Raw genomic sequence first — 13,698 nt, 5'->3', positions numbered from 1 at the left:
CTCCGTGCCTCTCGAACCTCACCACGACGGTTCCGCGCTGTACGTCCCCGAGCAGGCCCCGTCGCTCGGGGACACCGTCGACGTCCTCGTCCGGGTGCCGGCCGGGACGGACGTCCGCCAGGTGCACGTGCGGACGACAGGCGACGGTGAGCCCCGGTTCACCGAGGCGGTGGTGGATCGGGTCGACGGTGACGAGGTGTGGTGGCGGGCGCCGGTCGAGGTGCGCAACCCGGTGAGCAACTACCGGTTCCTGCTCACCGGCGCCCGCGGCTACCGCTGGCTCAACGCGGCCGGCCTGGTCGACCACGACGTTCCGGACCATGGCGACTTCCGGCTGGTCAGCCACGCCCCGCCGCCCGACTGGGCGCGCGACGCCGTGATCTACCAGATCTTCCCGGACCGGTTCGCCCGATCGGCGGCGGCCGAGGGAAGGGTCCTGCCCGGGTGGGCGATCCCGTGCGACTGGGACACCCCGGTGATCGGCCGGGGCCCGGAGACGCCGTACCAGGTCTACGGCGGCGACCTGGACGGGATCACCGAGCACCTGGACCACCTGGACCGGCTCGGGGTGAACACCGTCTACCTGACCCCGATCTTCCCGGCCCGCTCCAACCACCGCTACGACGCGTCCGACTTCGACTCGGTGGATCCGCTGCTCGGCGGGGACGCCGCGCTGGCCCGGCTCGCCGACGCGGTGCACGCCCGCGGGTGGCGGCTGCTCGGCGACATCACGAGCAACCACACCGGTGACGCCCACCGGTGGTTCACCGCCGCGGCCTCGGACGTACGGGCGGCGGAGCGTGGCCTGTACTACTTCGACGAGGTGACCGGCGACTACGAGTCGTGGAACGGGGTGAAGTCGCTGCCGAAGCTCAACTGGGGCAGCGCGGAGCTGCGCCGCCGGTTCGCCACCGCGCCGGACTCGGTGCTGCGGCGCTGGCTGCGCGAGCCGTACGGGCTCGACGGGTGGCGCGTCGACGTCGCCAACATGACGGGCCGGCGGGGCGCCGACGCGTACACCCACGAGGTGGCGGCGCTGCTACGCGCGGTGGTCACGCAGACCCGACCGGACGGCCTGCTGATGGCCGAGCACGGTCACGACCACACCGGTGACCTGGACCGGGACGGCTGGCACGGCACGATGAACTACGTCGGCTTCACCGACCCGGTGTGGTCCTGGCTGCGTCACGGCGACCAGCCGGTGCCGAACTTCCTCGGCACGCCCGGTGGGGTCCGCCACCGCGACGCCGGTGCGGTGCTCGCCACCATGAACGCCTACCGCAGCCTGGTGTCGTGGCGCTCGTACGCGCACTCGTGGCAGCTGCTCGGCTCGCACGACTCGGCGCGCATCCGGACGGTCGTCGGTGACGCCGCCCGGCAGGAGGTGGCCGCCGGCCTGCTCGCCACGATGCCGGGCACTCCGATGATCTTCGCGGGGGACGAGCTGGGGCTGACCGGCACCAACGGCGAGGCGTCCCGTACGCCGATGCCGTGGCACCGGCCGGACCGGTGGGACGAGACGACGTTCGCGGCGTACCGCGCGCTGGTCGCGCTGCGCCGCCGCGAGCCGGCGCTGCGCCACGGCGGCCTGCGCTGGGTGCACCACGACCCGGACACCCTGGTCTTCCTGCGCGAGTCCCCGGCCGGCAGCGTCCTGGTGCTGGCCCGCCGCGCGGCCACCGGCCCGGTCCGGCTGTCCGGACTGCGGGCCGCGGAGAACGTCTACGGCGGCGCGCCCGCGTTGCGCCCGGACTCCGGCGGCACGGTGTCGCTGCCCGGTGACGGCCCGACCTTCCAGGTGTGGCGCATCGGCTGACGCGTTCCGTGGAGTGTCCGAGCGGGACCGTCGGTGTCGGATTGACGGAAGCTCGTGGAGCGCGACCGGGGCGGCGGTCTACGCCGGGCGTGCGGTGCCGCCGAGCAGGGCGCGGACCCCGGCGAGGTACGTGGCCCGGTCCGGGCCGCCGGTCAGGATGCGCTGGGTGAACCAGCCGGGGACCAGGGCGAACAGCGCCGCCGCGGTGGCGTCCGGATCGGCGTCGGCGGGCAGTTCGCCGGTCTGCTGGGCGCGCCGGACCAGCACGCCGAACTGGGTGCGGAACCCGGAGTAGGTCTCCGCCACGAAGGCGGCGAGCGTGGGGTCGCGTTGGGCCTCGCCCCACACCTGGATCGCGATGGGCAGGACGCCGTCCGGGCCGAGCTGGGTCTCCACGAAGCCCAGCAGCCGATCCAGCGCCTCCAGCAGCGGCAGCGGCGGCTCCTGCTGGGCCACGTCGGCCAGCACCTGGCCGGCGCCGCCGATGGCCTGCTCGGCGATGGCGTTGATCAGGTCGTTCTTGCTGGGGAAGTAGCGGTAGACCGCGCCGACGGAGAGGCCGGCCTCGGCGATCACGTCCTGCATCGAGGTGCGGTGGAAGCCCTCCCGCAGAAAGCACCGGCGCGCGGCGTCGATGATCTGCCGGCGTCGCGCGGCGCGGTGTTCGTCGGAGACTCGTGGCACGTCGCACAGCTTAAAGCGAACGTTCGTTCTTGACAGGGGTGGTGGCGACAGCGCAGCCTCGTATCAGAGAACGAGCGTTCGTTTTATGAGGAGACCGCGATGTCCCCGACACCCATCCACAGCCGCCCGCCCGTGCGGCTGGCCCTCCTGGTCGCCGTCCTGGCCGTGGCGGTGCAGGCGCTGCTCGTACCGCTCTTCGCCGCCCCGGCGGCCAACCTGGCGCCGCGCGACCTCCCGGTCGCGGTGGCCGGACCCGCGCCCGTGGCCGCCGAACTGGCCGGCCGACTCGCCGCCGCCCGGCCCGGCGCCTTCGCCGTGACCACGCTGCCCGACGCCGCGGCGGCCGACCGGGCGCTACGCGACCGGGACGTGTACGCCGCGTTCGTGGCCGGCCCGGACGGCGTCGCCCTGCACACCGCGCCAGCGGCCAGCCCCACCGTGGCCGCTCTGCTCACCGAGGCGGCCGGGCAACTCTCCGGCGGTCAGGCGGTGCCGGTCGTGGCGGTCGTGCCGGCCGCTCCGGACGACCCGCGTGGCGCCGGGTTCGCCGCCGGCTTCCTGCCGTTGGTGATGACCAGCATGCTCGCCGGGATCCTGCTGGCCCTGCTGGTGCGGGGCCGGGCCGCCCGGCTGACCGGGCTGGTGGCCTACGCCGTGCTGGCCGGCGCGGTGGGCGCGGTCGTGCTGCACGACTGGCTCGGCGTGCTCGGCGGGAACCGCCTCGCCGAGGCGGGCGTGGTGGGGCTCTTCGCGCTGGCGGCCGCTGCCACGGTGGCCGGGCTGGGTGCGGTCCTCGGCCGGCCGGGGATCGGGCTCGGCGCCCTGCTCGTCTTCCTGATCGGCAACCCGCTCTCGGCGGTCTCCGCCGCCCCGGAGCTGCTTGCGCGACCGTGGGGCGAAGTCGGGCAGTGGCTGCCGGTGGGTGCCGGCGGCACGGCGCTGCGGTCGACGGCCTTCTTCGACGGCGCGGGTGCGGGCCCGGCCCTGGCGGTCCTGGCGGCGTACGCCCTGGTCGGACTGGCCCTGGTGCTGGTCGCCCGCCGGGCCGCCCCGGAGCGGGCGCCGGCGGACCGCGGCACCGTCGTGGCCCCACCTCCGGCGGTGGCGGCGAGCTGAGGAGGTTCCGGGGCGCGACGCGCCCCGGGCCCCCTACTACAAACTGTCGTTGATAGGGGAGGATGGGGTGCGTGGAAGCACTGAGGCTGATCCTTCTCTACGTCCATCTGATCGGATTCGCGCTGCTGCTGGGTGGCTCCCTGGCCCAGTACTTCAGCGGTCGGCTGCGCATCAATGCGGCCATGCTCTGGGGCGCCGTGATCCAGCTACTCACCGGCATCGGGCTCGCCGCCCCGCTGCGGGACGGCGACGAGCCGTCACCGGCGAAGCTCGCCACCAAGGGCGTGATCGCCGTGCTGATCTTCGTCATGGTCTTCTTCTCGCGGAAGCGGGAAACGGTCAACCGGGGGCACTTCCTCGCAATCATCGGGTTGACCCTGGTCAACGCGGCGGTCGCCGTCTTCTGGCGGTAACGTCGGCCGTAGCGGACGCCTCCGGAACCGGACTTTCACGACGCGGGGTGCAGGTCCACCAACACGAAGAGTGATCTGCCCCACGCAACGGTTACGTAGGGGTAACAGCCACTCAACAGTCGTGCACGATTGTCGGCCGGTGGGTGGGCGCGGGCGTACGCTCCCGTCCGTAATCTGGGATGCCGGCGGCCTAATCGCAGGCCGGCTCAAGGGCAGCCACCGCACAAGGCGCGGTGTGCGATGGGAAGGAGACGTCTTGCGCTCGGTGCGTGGGATGCGGATCGCCTCGATCGTGGCGGCGGGTGGGCTCGTGCTGAGCGCCGCCGCGTGTGGGGAGGCGCCGGATGAGAACAACGGCGCCGGTGACGGTGGCAAGAAGTTCAGCGCCTGCATGGTGACCGACGTCGGCGGCATCGACGACAAGTCGTTCAACGCCTCGGCCTGGAAGGGTCTCGAGGAGGCCAAGGCCGCCAACAGCAACATCGACATCAAGTACGTCGCGTCGAAGGCCGAGGCCGACTACGAGCCGAACCTGACGCAGTACGTCAACCAGAAGTGCGACTTCATCCTGGCCGTCGGCGGCCTGATGGAGAACGCCACCAAGAAGATTGCCCAGGCGAACCCGAACCAGCAGTTCGGCATCGTCGACGCCAACCCCGGTGTGGACAACATCTACCCGATGCAGTTCGACACCGCCCAGGCCGCGTTCCAGGCCGGTTACCTGGCCGCCGGTATGACCAAGACCGGCAAGGTGGGCACCTACGGCGCGATTCCGATCCCGCCGGTGACCATCTTCATGGACGGCTTCGTGGACGGCGTGGCGTACTACAACCAGACCAAGGGCAAGAACGTCCAGGCGCTGGGCTGGAACAAGGAGACCCAGCAGGGCTCCTTCACCAACGACTTCGCCAAGCAGGACGAGGGCAAGAAGGTCTCCGACACCCTGGTCGCGCAGGGCGCGGACATCGTCATGCCGGTCGCCGGTGGCTCCGGCCTCGGCACCACCGCCGCGGCGAAGGCCTCGAACGGCCGGTTCAGCACCATCTGGGTGGACGTCGACGGCTGCGAGAGCACCCCGGACTGCTCGGCGATCCTGACCACCGTGGTCAAGAACATCCCGGACGCCGTCAAGGAGGCCGTGCTCAAGGCCGCCGGTGGCGAGAAGCTCCAGGCCAAGCCCGGCTTCGTCGGCACCCTGGCCAACAACGGCGTCTCCCTCGCCCCGTACCACGACTTCGACAGCAAGGTCCCGGCCGAGCTGAAGTCCGAGGTCGACAAGATCAAGGCGGACATCGCCGCCGGCACCATCACCGTCACCTCGAAGGCGCAGCCGACCAAGTGACGATCGGCCGGCCCTCCCGGTGGGAGCATCGGGGAGCCGGCGGGCACCAGGTACGACCGATCCGGCCGCTCCGGCTCCGCGGGTAACCGTCGGGCCGGGGCGGCCGGTCGCGCGCCACGGCGACCGGCGCCGAGGCCGCGCCGGCCAGCAGCTACGCTGCACCATCGCTCGCACTCCCGGGAGGTTGCGCTGAGACTCGAACTGCGCGGCATCACCAAGCGGTTCGGTGATCTGGTCGCCAACGACCACATCGATCTGACGGTGGAGCCTGGTGAGATCCACGCCCTGCTCGGCGAGAACGGCGCGGGCAAGTCGACCCTGATGAACGTGCTCTACGGGCTCTACCAGCCCGACGAGGGCGAGATCCTGGTCGACGGCGAGCCGCTGAAGCTGCGCGGGCCCTCCGACGCCATCGCGGCGGGGATCGGCATGGTGCACCAGCACTTCATGCTGGTGCCGGTCTTCACCGTCGCCGAGAACATCATGCTCGGTGCCGAGCAGGTCCGGGGCGGCATCGCCGGTTTCCTGGACCGGCGCCGGGCCCGCCGGGAGGTCCTCGAGGTCTCCGAACGGTACGGCCTGCGGGTCGACCCCGACGCGGTGATCGAGGACCTCCCGGTCGGCATCCAGCAGCGGGTGGAGATCGTCAAGGCGCTCACCCGCGACGTCGACCTGCTGATCCTGGACGAGCCGACCGCGGTGCTCACCCCCCAGGAGACCGAGGAACTGCTCACGGTCATGCGGTCGCTCAAGGCGGCCGGCAAGTCGATCGTGTTCATCACCCACAAGCTGGGCGAGGTGAAGGCGATCGCCGACCGCATCACCGTGATCCGGCGCGGCCGGACCGTCGGCACCGCCTCCCCCGAGGCCAGCCGGGACGAGCTGGCCGCACTCATGGTCGGCCGTAACGTCCGGCTCACCGTCGAGAAGGCCCCGGCGAAGCCCGGCAAGCCGGTGCTCGAGGTGGCCGGCCTGGTCGTCGACGACGACCGCCAGATCCGCGCCGTCGACGGCATCGACCTGACCGTGCACGCGGGTGAGGTGCTCGGCGTGGCGGGTGTGCAGGGCAACGGCCAGACCGAGCTGATCGAGGCGATCATGGGCCTGCGCCCGGCGCTCGCCGGCTCTGTCACCCTCGACGGTGAGCGGATCGACGGCTGGTCGACCAAGAAGGTGCTCCGCGCCGGTGTGGGCTACGTGCCCGAGGACCGCAGCGTGGACGGGCTGGTCAAGGAGTTCAGCGTCGCCGAGAACCTGGTGCTGGACATCTACGACCGGCCGCCGTTCGCGGGTGGGCTCGCGCTCAAGCCGGACGCGATCGCGAGCTCGGCGAAGGAGCGGATCGCGCAGTTCGACGTCCGTACCTCCTCCGCCGAGGCGCCGGTGGGCACCCTGTCCGGCGGCAACCAGCAGAAGGTCATCGTGGCCCGGGAACTCTCCCGGCCGCTCAAGCTCTTCATCGCCGCGCAGCCGACGCGCGGCGTCGACGTCGGGTCGATCGAGTTCATCCACAGCCAGGTCATCCACGAGCGGGACATCGGCACCGGGGTCCTGGTGGTCTCCAGCGAGCTGGACGAGGTGCTCGGGCTGGCCGACCGCGTCGCGGTCATGTACCGGGGCCGGATCATCGGCATCGTGAGCCCGGACACCCCCCGTGAGGAGATCGGCCTGCTCATGGCCGGCATCAGCCCGGAGGTCGCGGCCGAGCGGACCGGCGCCGCGGCGGACGGTGACGGGGCGGCGGCGAGCACCGAGGGCCCAGGTAGCGAGGACGAGGCATGAGCGAGCGTCAGCGAGCGGATCATCAGTACGGCGCGGTGATGCCCCGTGGCGGCGCCGAGCGCAGCGAGGTGACGGCATGAGTTCCCCCCACGCGCAGTCGGGCTCGCCGGACAAGGAGCCGGCGAGCAAGGCGCAGGCGGCCCGGGACTCGCTCGACAACACCGAGCGCGCCGAGGCGGCCACCATCCCGCAGGCCGGGCCGGCGGGTGGCGGTCCGGGCGTTACGCCGGAGCCGAAGCCGTCCCTGGGCCGGCTCTTCGTGGACAACCTCTGGGCCGCGAACACGGTCACCGTGACCCTGCTGTCGCTGGTGCTGGCGATCGTGGTCGGCGGGATCCTCATGATCATCTCTGATCCGGAGGTCCTGTCCACGTACTCCTACATCACGGCCCGCCCCTCGGACGCGCTCGAGTCGAGCTGGACGCTCGTCAGCGAGGCGTACGCCAACCTCTTCAAGGGTGCGGTCTTCGACCCCGAGGCGTTCTCCGGCTGGTTGAACGGCGACAACGGCTGGCAGGCCGTCCTGGCGCCGATCTCCGAGACGCTCACCTACACCGCGCCGCTGGTCTTCACCGGCCTGTCGGTCGCGCTCGCGTTCCGCGGCGGCCTCTTCAACATCGGCGCGCAGGGTCAGGCCACGATCGGCGTGATCCTGGCCGCGCTGGCCGGCTTCCTGCTGCCGCTCCCGCCCGGCCTGCACCTGATCGTCGCGGTGCTCGCCGGCGCCCTCGGCGGCGCGATCTGGGGCTTCATCCCGGGCATCCTCAAGGCGCGTACCGGCGCCCACGAGGTGATCATCACGATCATGCTCAACTACGTCGCCACGTACTTCCTGACCTGGCTGATCGTGCAGAACGGGGTGCAGGACCCGACCCGCACCGACGCGATCAGCAGGCCGGTGGACGCCTCGGCGCAGCTGCCGCGGCTGCTCGGCGACAACCTGCGGGTGCACGCCGGCATCCTGCTGGCCGTCCTGGCGACCTGGGCGGTGGCGTGGCTGCTGAACCGCTCCACGCTCGGCTTCGAACTGCGGGCCGTGGGGGCCAACCCCGACGCCGCCCGCACCGCCGGCATCAGCGTCACCCGGACCTTCGTCCTCATCATGGTCTTCGCCGGTCTCCTCGCCGGCATGGGCGGGTCGAACATGGTGCTCGGCTCGACCGCCAGCGCGCTCACGCCGCTGGTGGTGGCCCAGATCGGATTCGACGGCATCCTGGTGGCGCTGCTCGGCCGCCTGAAGCCGTGGGGGGTGGCGCTCGCCGCGCTGCTCTTCGGCGCGTTGCAGGCCGGTGGCAACCGGATGCAGTCGTACTCCGGGATCTCGCTGGAGCTGGTCACCGTGCTCCAGGCGTTGATCGTCATCTTCATCGCCGCGCCGGCCCTGGTGAAGGCGATCTTCCAGCTCCGGGCCGCACGGGCCGCCCGGTTGCAGACGAGCCTGGCGAAGGGCTGGTAACTCATGTCCACCATGGCTGTCCCCGACGTGGCGGTCGCCCCGGTCGACGAGGGATTCTGGACCCGCAGCCGCAAGGCAGGCCTCGTGCTGCTGGCGCTCGGCCTGCTCGCGGCGGTGCTCTTCGGCGCGCTCGCGACCGACCAGCAGGCCCGCTTCACGCTCAGCGAGGACGCGGCCGGTGCCGCGCTGAAGATCAACGGCACGTTCGGCGCGATCCTCTTCGGTGCGATCGCGGCCGCCGCCGGCGCGGTGCTGCTCGCCGCGCTGCCGAAGCGGTGGTTCCTCCCCGTGCTCGTCGTCGGGCTCGTCGCGTTCGTGCTGTCGTTCCTCTGCTGGCAGGTCTCCGCGGCCCCGGCCGGGCAGAACTTCATGCCGTTGGTCAACATCATCCGTGGCACGTTCATCCTGGCCCTGCCACTGATCTTCGGCGCGCTCGCCGGTGTGCTCTGCGAGCGGTCCGGCGTGGTCAACGTGGCCATCGAGGGGCAGCTGCTGATGGGCGCCTTCAGCGGCGCCCTCTTCGGCAGCATCTCCGGCAGCGTCTGGGTGGGCCTGGTCGCCGCGGCGATCGGTGGAGCGGTCATCTCGCTGCTGCTCGCCGTGTTCTCCATCCGCTATCTGGTCGACCAGACGGTCATGGGGATCGTGCTCAACCTGCTCGCGGTGGGTGTCACCGGCTTCCTCTACGAGCGGCTGATGCAGACCAACGCGGAGAAGTACAACAGCGCGCCTCGGTTCAGCAACTGGGAGATCCCGCTGCTCAAGGACATCCCGGTGCTCGGGCCGGCGCTGTTCCGGGCCAACATCTTCCTCTACCTCGGCCTGCTGCTGGTGCTGGTGATCCACTTCGGGCTGTTCCGCACCCGGTGGGGCCTGCGGACCCGTTCGGTCGGCGAGCACCCGACCGCCGCCGACACGCTGGGCGTACGGGTGCTCGGGCTGCGCTACCGCAACGTGCTGCTGGCCGGTGTGGTCGCCGGCATCGGTGGCGCCTCCTACACGCTGGCGCTCTACTCGTTCACCAAGAACATGATCGGCGGCAAGGGCTTCATCGCCCTGGCCGCGCTGATCTTCGGCCGGTGGAACCCGACGGGGGCGCTCCTGGCGGCCCTCTTCTTCGGCTTCGCCGACCAGCTCGCCACCTACCTGGGCGCGATCAACAGTGTGATCCCCAGCCAGTTCCTGGCCATGCTGCCCTACCTGGCGACGATCCTGGCCGTGGCCGGGCTGGTCGGTAGGGTGCGGGCACCGGCCGCCGACGGCAAGCCGTACGTCAAGGGCTGACAGGAGAGCACGACATGGAGATCGACTGGGCGCGGCTGCGCGCCGCCGCCACCGAGGTGATGCGGCACGCGTACGTGCCGTACTCGAAGTTCCCGGTCGGCGCGGCGGCCCTGGTCGACGACGGCCGGGTGGTGGTGGGCTGCAACGTGGAGAACGCCGCGTACGGCGTGGTGCTCTGCGCCGAGTGCGGCGTGGTCTCGTCGCTGCACGCCACCGGCGGGGGCCGGATCGTGGCCCTGTCCTGCGTCGACGCGACCGGCGAGCCGCTGATGCCGTGTGGCCGCTGCCGGCAGCTGCTCTGGGAGAACGGTGGCCCGGAGTGCCTCATCGAGGCGAAGACCCGCCCGCTGCGCATGGCCGAGCTGCTGCCGTACGCCTTCGGCGTCGAGGATCTGGAGGCGGTGACCGGCGAGACGCCGCTGCCCGTGGTGCCGGAGCGCCTGGCGGCGTGGCGGGGCCGCGGCACGGTGTTCGTGCACCCGGACCTCTCCGCCGGGCAGCAGGTCTGGACGGCGTACTGGGAGCGGTCGGCCGGGGACGACGTGGACGCCGAGACCGGCGTGCTGGAGGAGGGGCCGAGCTGGGACGACCCGGCGGAGGCGATCACCTGGGGGTTGGCGCGTACCCCCCGGGTGGTGGTGGTCGACGCGACCGGCACCATCTTCTGGGCCGGTGAGGGTGAGCCGCCGCTGGAGATCCCGGTCCGCTGGGCGGGCTCCTGAGCTGCCGCCCCTTCGCCCGCAGGTCAAGCTCGGGGATCGGCGCGATCCTCGGTGGTGGCGGAGTCCCGTCGGTCACCGCCGTGGGTGTCTCCGTGGTCGCCGGCGGCGGGCCGGTATCGCCATGACAACGAGGAAAGATCTTTCTGATGAGTGGTTTTGCGGCCGTTGACGTCATCCGGACGAAGCGGGACGGGGGTGTGCTGTCGGACGCCCAGATCGACTGGGTGGTCGACGCGTACACCCGGGGCCTGGTGGCCGACGAGCAGATGTCGGCGCTGGCCATGGCGATCCTGCTGCGCGGCATGAGCGCCCCGGAGATCGCCCGGTGGACCGCCGCGATGATCGCCAGCGGTGAGCGCCTGGACCTCTCCGCCGTCGACCGGCCGACCGTGGACAAGCACTCGACGGGCGGCGTCGGTGACAAGATCACCCTGCCGCTCACCCCGCTCGTCGCGGCCTGCGGCGCCGCCGTGCCACAGCTCTCCGGGCGGGGCCTCGGCCACACCGGCGGCACGCTGGACAAGCTCGAGTCGATCCCGGGCTGGCGGGCCGCGCTCACCAACGACGAGTTCATCGCCCAGCTGCGCGACGTCGGGGCGGTGATCTGCGCGGCCGGCGCCGGGCTCGCCCCCGCCGACCGGAAGCTGTACGCGCTGCGCGACGTGACCGGCACCGTCGAGGCCATCCCGCTGATCGCCAGCTCGATCATGAGCAAGAAGATCGCGGAGGGCACCGGCGCCCTGGTGCTCGACGTGAAGGTCGGGTCCGGCGCCTTCATGAAGTCCGTGGAGCACGCCCGCGAGCTGGCCCGCACCATGGTCGAGCTGGGCGGCGCCCACGGCGTCCGCACCGTCGCGCTGCTCACCGACATGTCCACCCCGCTCGGCCTGGCCATCGGCAACGCCGTCGAGGTGACCGAGTCGGTGGAGGTGCTGGCCGGCGGCGGGCCGGCCGACGTGGTCGAGCTGACCCTCGCCCTCGCCCGCGAGATGCTCGACGCGGCCGGCCTGACCGACGTGGACCCGCAGGTGGCGCTCCGCGACGGCCGGGCGATGGACGTGTGGCGGGCGATGATCCGCGCCCAGGGGGGCGACCCGGACGCGCCGATGCCGACCGCGCCGGAGGTGGAGGTGGTCCGGGCGGAGGCCGACGGTTACGTCGAGGAGATCGACGCGTACGCGATGGGTCTGGCAGCCTGGCGGCTCGGCGCGGGCCGGGCGCGCAAGGAGGACCCGGTGAGCGTCCCGGCCGGGGTGGTGCTGCACAAGCGACCCGGTGACGCGGTGCGCGCCGGTGACCCCCTGTACGAGCTGCGCGCCGAGCAGGCCGACCGGATTCCCGCCGGGCTGGCCGACGCGGCCCGCGCGGTGCGGATCTCGCCGACTCCGCCGGCCGCGTCGCCGCTGGTGATCGAGCGGATCGGCTGACCGCTCACGGGCGGGGCGGCATGGTGCGCAACCCGGTGGAGCGCTATCCTCCCTGGCCAGGGGGGACCACCGGCGCCTGGCCGCCGCGAGCAAGGGAAACGCCGTGACCGTACCTGCCCCCGACCCACGTGAGGTGCGCGAGGCGAGCCTGGACGAGCTGTCCCGGCTGGGCCTGCCACTGCCGCCGCCGCAGTTCCCGCTCGTGTGGGAGCCGGGAGACCAGATCGAGCTGAGGCCCATTGCGGAGATCGAGGCGCGGATCGCCGTGCTGCACCTCATCCTCGCCCGCTGTTTCGGGATGCCGCCGCAGGCCGCGATGAGCTGGCTGCTCGCCTCGCATCTCGTGGAGATGGTGACCCCGCCCGAGTGGCAGTTCGTCACCGGCAGCAAGGGTGACCACCGCTCGTTCGTGCTGCACCACGACGCGCTGTTCTCGTTGGCCTGGGTGCTCGGCCTGACGAAGCTGCTCGACCCGACGCTGCCCGTGGACGAGCGGCTGGTCGAGCGGATGCCGGACATCGCCCGCGGGGAGACCTTCGCCCAGTGGCGGTCCCGGATCCTCGCCGCGCCGCAGCACCCCGCCGACGCGGCCGCCCTGCTCGACCTGCACTACTGCCTGGACTGGGCGTACCTGGAGCTGGAACGGCACGGCGGGACGCCGCCCGGGCTGGTCGACGCGAACGCCATCGGCCAGCGACGGTGGGCATTGGAGTGGGCGGTGATCCTGCGCGGGCCGTACCACGACGAGCCGCCGGGCTGGGAAGAGGTCGACCTCTCCACCTGAGCGGCGGTCAGCGCGGCGCCGGGAGCCACACGGCGAGCCGGACGGCCGCGGTGACCCGGACCGGTTCGGCCAGCGCGGCGATCCGCGCCGCCAGCCCCGCCGGGTCGGTGTGCCAGGCGCTGGGCCCCATGCCGACCAGCGTCGCCACCTCCGGCCGGGTCAACGCCAGCTCGCGGCGGTGCACGGCGACGCGCCCCCGCGCGAAGTGCCCGCCCAGGCTGCCGGCCACCCGCTCCTCCTTCGCGGGGTCGACCCGCAGCAGCCCGAGCGGGCCGACCAGCTCTGCCAGGTGGTCGTCGGCCGGCGTCACCACGAGCAGCGCCCCGCCCGGGGCCAGCACCCGGGAGAACTCCGCGCCGTTGCGCGGTGCGAACACGTTCAGCAGCAGGGCGGCGGCGCCGTCGGCGAGCGGCAGCCGCTGCCAGGTGTCGGCCAGCGCGGCGGCCGCTCTCGAGTGCGCCCGGGCGGCCCGTCGCAGCGCCGGCTTCGACACGTCCAGCGCCAGGCCGAGGGCCTGCGGCAGCGCGTCCAGCACCGCCGCGAGGTGCCGGCCCGTCCCGGCGCCGGCGTCCACTACCAGGGGGTACGCCCCGGCGGTCGGCCCGATCGCGGCCCGCGCCGCGTCGGCGAGCGCCCCGGAGATCAGGTCGTAGTGGCCGGCGGCCAGGAAATCGGCCCGGGCGGCGACCATCTCGGTGCTGTCACCGGGGTGCGGTGCGCGCCCGGCGACCAGGTTGACGTATCCCTGTCGGGCCACGTCGAAGCTGTGCCGTCGCGGGCAGCGCAGCGTGCGGGCCGTGCCGGCCTCGGACTCGGCCAGCGGTTCGCCGCACACCGGGCAGCGAAGCCGGTCGAGGATGCGGGGGTGCATG

At 72.4% G+C, this 13,698-nt stretch carries 12 protein-coding genes; 10 read left to right on the top strand and 2 right to left on the bottom strand.

Features of this window, described 5'->3' with window-relative positions:
- Positions 1 to 4: 4 nt before the first annotated feature.
- The gene (locus SM573_RS06065; protein WP_474611643.1) at positions 5 to 1,816 is read left to right on the top strand and encodes a glycoside hydrolase family 13 protein; all 1,812 of its coding nucleotides are present in this window, start codon (positions 5 to 7) and stop codon (positions 1,814 to 1,816) included.
- 78 nt (positions 1,817 to 1,894) lie between these two features.
- On the opposite strand, the gene SM573_RS06060 is transcribed toward SM573_RS06065, so the two are convergent.
- Positions 1,895 to 2,500: a TetR/AcrR family transcriptional regulator gene (locus SM573_RS06060; RefSeq protein ID WP_474615650.1), complete on the bottom strand. Its 606-nt coding sequence runs from the start codon at positions 2,498 to 2,500 to the stop codon at positions 1,895 to 1,897.
- 99 nt (positions 2,501 to 2,599) lie between these two features.
- Between SM573_RS06060 and SM573_RS06055 the strand changes: the two genes are divergently transcribed.
- The 9 genes from SM573_RS06055 to SM573_RS06015 all read left to right on the top strand — a co-directional run bounded on the left by SM573_RS06055 (position 2,600) and on the right by SM573_RS06015 (position 12,826).
- Complete coding sequence (locus SM573_RS06055) at positions 2,600 to 3,616, top strand: hypothetical protein (protein WP_474611645.1); 1,017 nt, start codon at positions 2,600 to 2,602, stop codon at positions 3,614 to 3,616.
- 71 nt (positions 3,617 to 3,687) lie between these two features.
- Positions 3,688 to 4,029 (top strand): hypothetical protein, encoded by a 342-nt coding sequence (locus SM573_RS06050; protein WP_474611646.1) that lies wholly within the window; start codon positions 3,688 to 3,690, stop codon positions 4,027 to 4,029.
- 274 nt (positions 4,030 to 4,303) lie between these two features.
- Positions 4,304 to 5,371 carry a BMP family lipoprotein gene (locus SM573_RS06045; RefSeq protein WP_474612047.1) on the top strand — a complete coding sequence of 356 codons (1,068 nt, stop codon included), beginning with the start codon at positions 4,304 to 4,306 and terminating at the stop codon, positions 5,369 to 5,371.
- Between the two features lie 156 nt (positions 5,372 to 5,527).
- Complete coding sequence (locus SM573_RS06040) at positions 5,528 to 7,153, top strand: ABC transporter ATP-binding protein (protein ID WP_474615743.1); 1,626 nt, start codon at positions 5,528 to 5,530, stop codon at positions 7,151 to 7,153.
- 76 nt (positions 7,154 to 7,229) lie between these two features.
- Complete coding sequence (locus tag SM573_RS06035) at positions 7,230 to 8,609, top strand: ABC transporter permease (protein ID WP_474615649.1); 1,380 nt, start codon at positions 7,230 to 7,232, stop codon at positions 8,607 to 8,609.
- 3 nt (positions 8,610 to 8,612) lie between these two features.
- Complete coding sequence (locus SM573_RS06030; RefSeq protein ID WP_474611648.1) at positions 8,613 to 9,893, top strand: ABC transporter permease; 1,281 nt, start codon at positions 8,613 to 8,615, stop codon at positions 9,891 to 9,893.
- A gap of 14 nt (positions 9,894 to 9,907) precedes the next feature.
- Positions 9,908 to 10,615, top strand: a complete 708-nt coding sequence (locus SM573_RS06025) for a cytidine deaminase (protein WP_474615648.1) — start codon at positions 9,908 to 9,910, stop codon at positions 10,613 to 10,615.
- A gap of 146 nt (positions 10,616 to 10,761) precedes the next feature.
- Positions 10,762 to 12,042 (top strand): thymidine phosphorylase, encoded by a 1,281-nt coding sequence (locus SM573_RS06020; RefSeq protein ID WP_474615647.1) that lies wholly within the window; start codon positions 10,762 to 10,764, stop codon positions 12,040 to 12,042.
- Positions 12,043 to 12,145: 103 nt separating this feature from the next.
- A complete protein-coding gene (locus SM573_RS06015) occupies positions 12,146 to 12,826 on the top strand; it encodes a DUF4272 domain-containing protein (protein ID WP_474615646.1) in 681 nt (226 codons plus the stop codon).
- Between the two features lie 7 nt (positions 12,827 to 12,833).
- On the opposite strand, the gene SM573_RS06010 is transcribed toward SM573_RS06015, so the two are convergent.
- Positions 12,834 to 13,697: a putative RNA methyltransferase gene (locus SM573_RS06010; protein ID WP_474615645.1), complete on the bottom strand. Its 864-nt coding sequence runs from the start codon at positions 13,695 to 13,697 to the stop codon at positions 12,834 to 12,836.
- Position 13,698 lies beyond the last annotated feature (1 nt).

Source organism: Micromonospora xinjiangensis (assembly GCF_056150165.1).
This window is presented reverse-complemented; position numbering and strand designations above follow the sequence as displayed.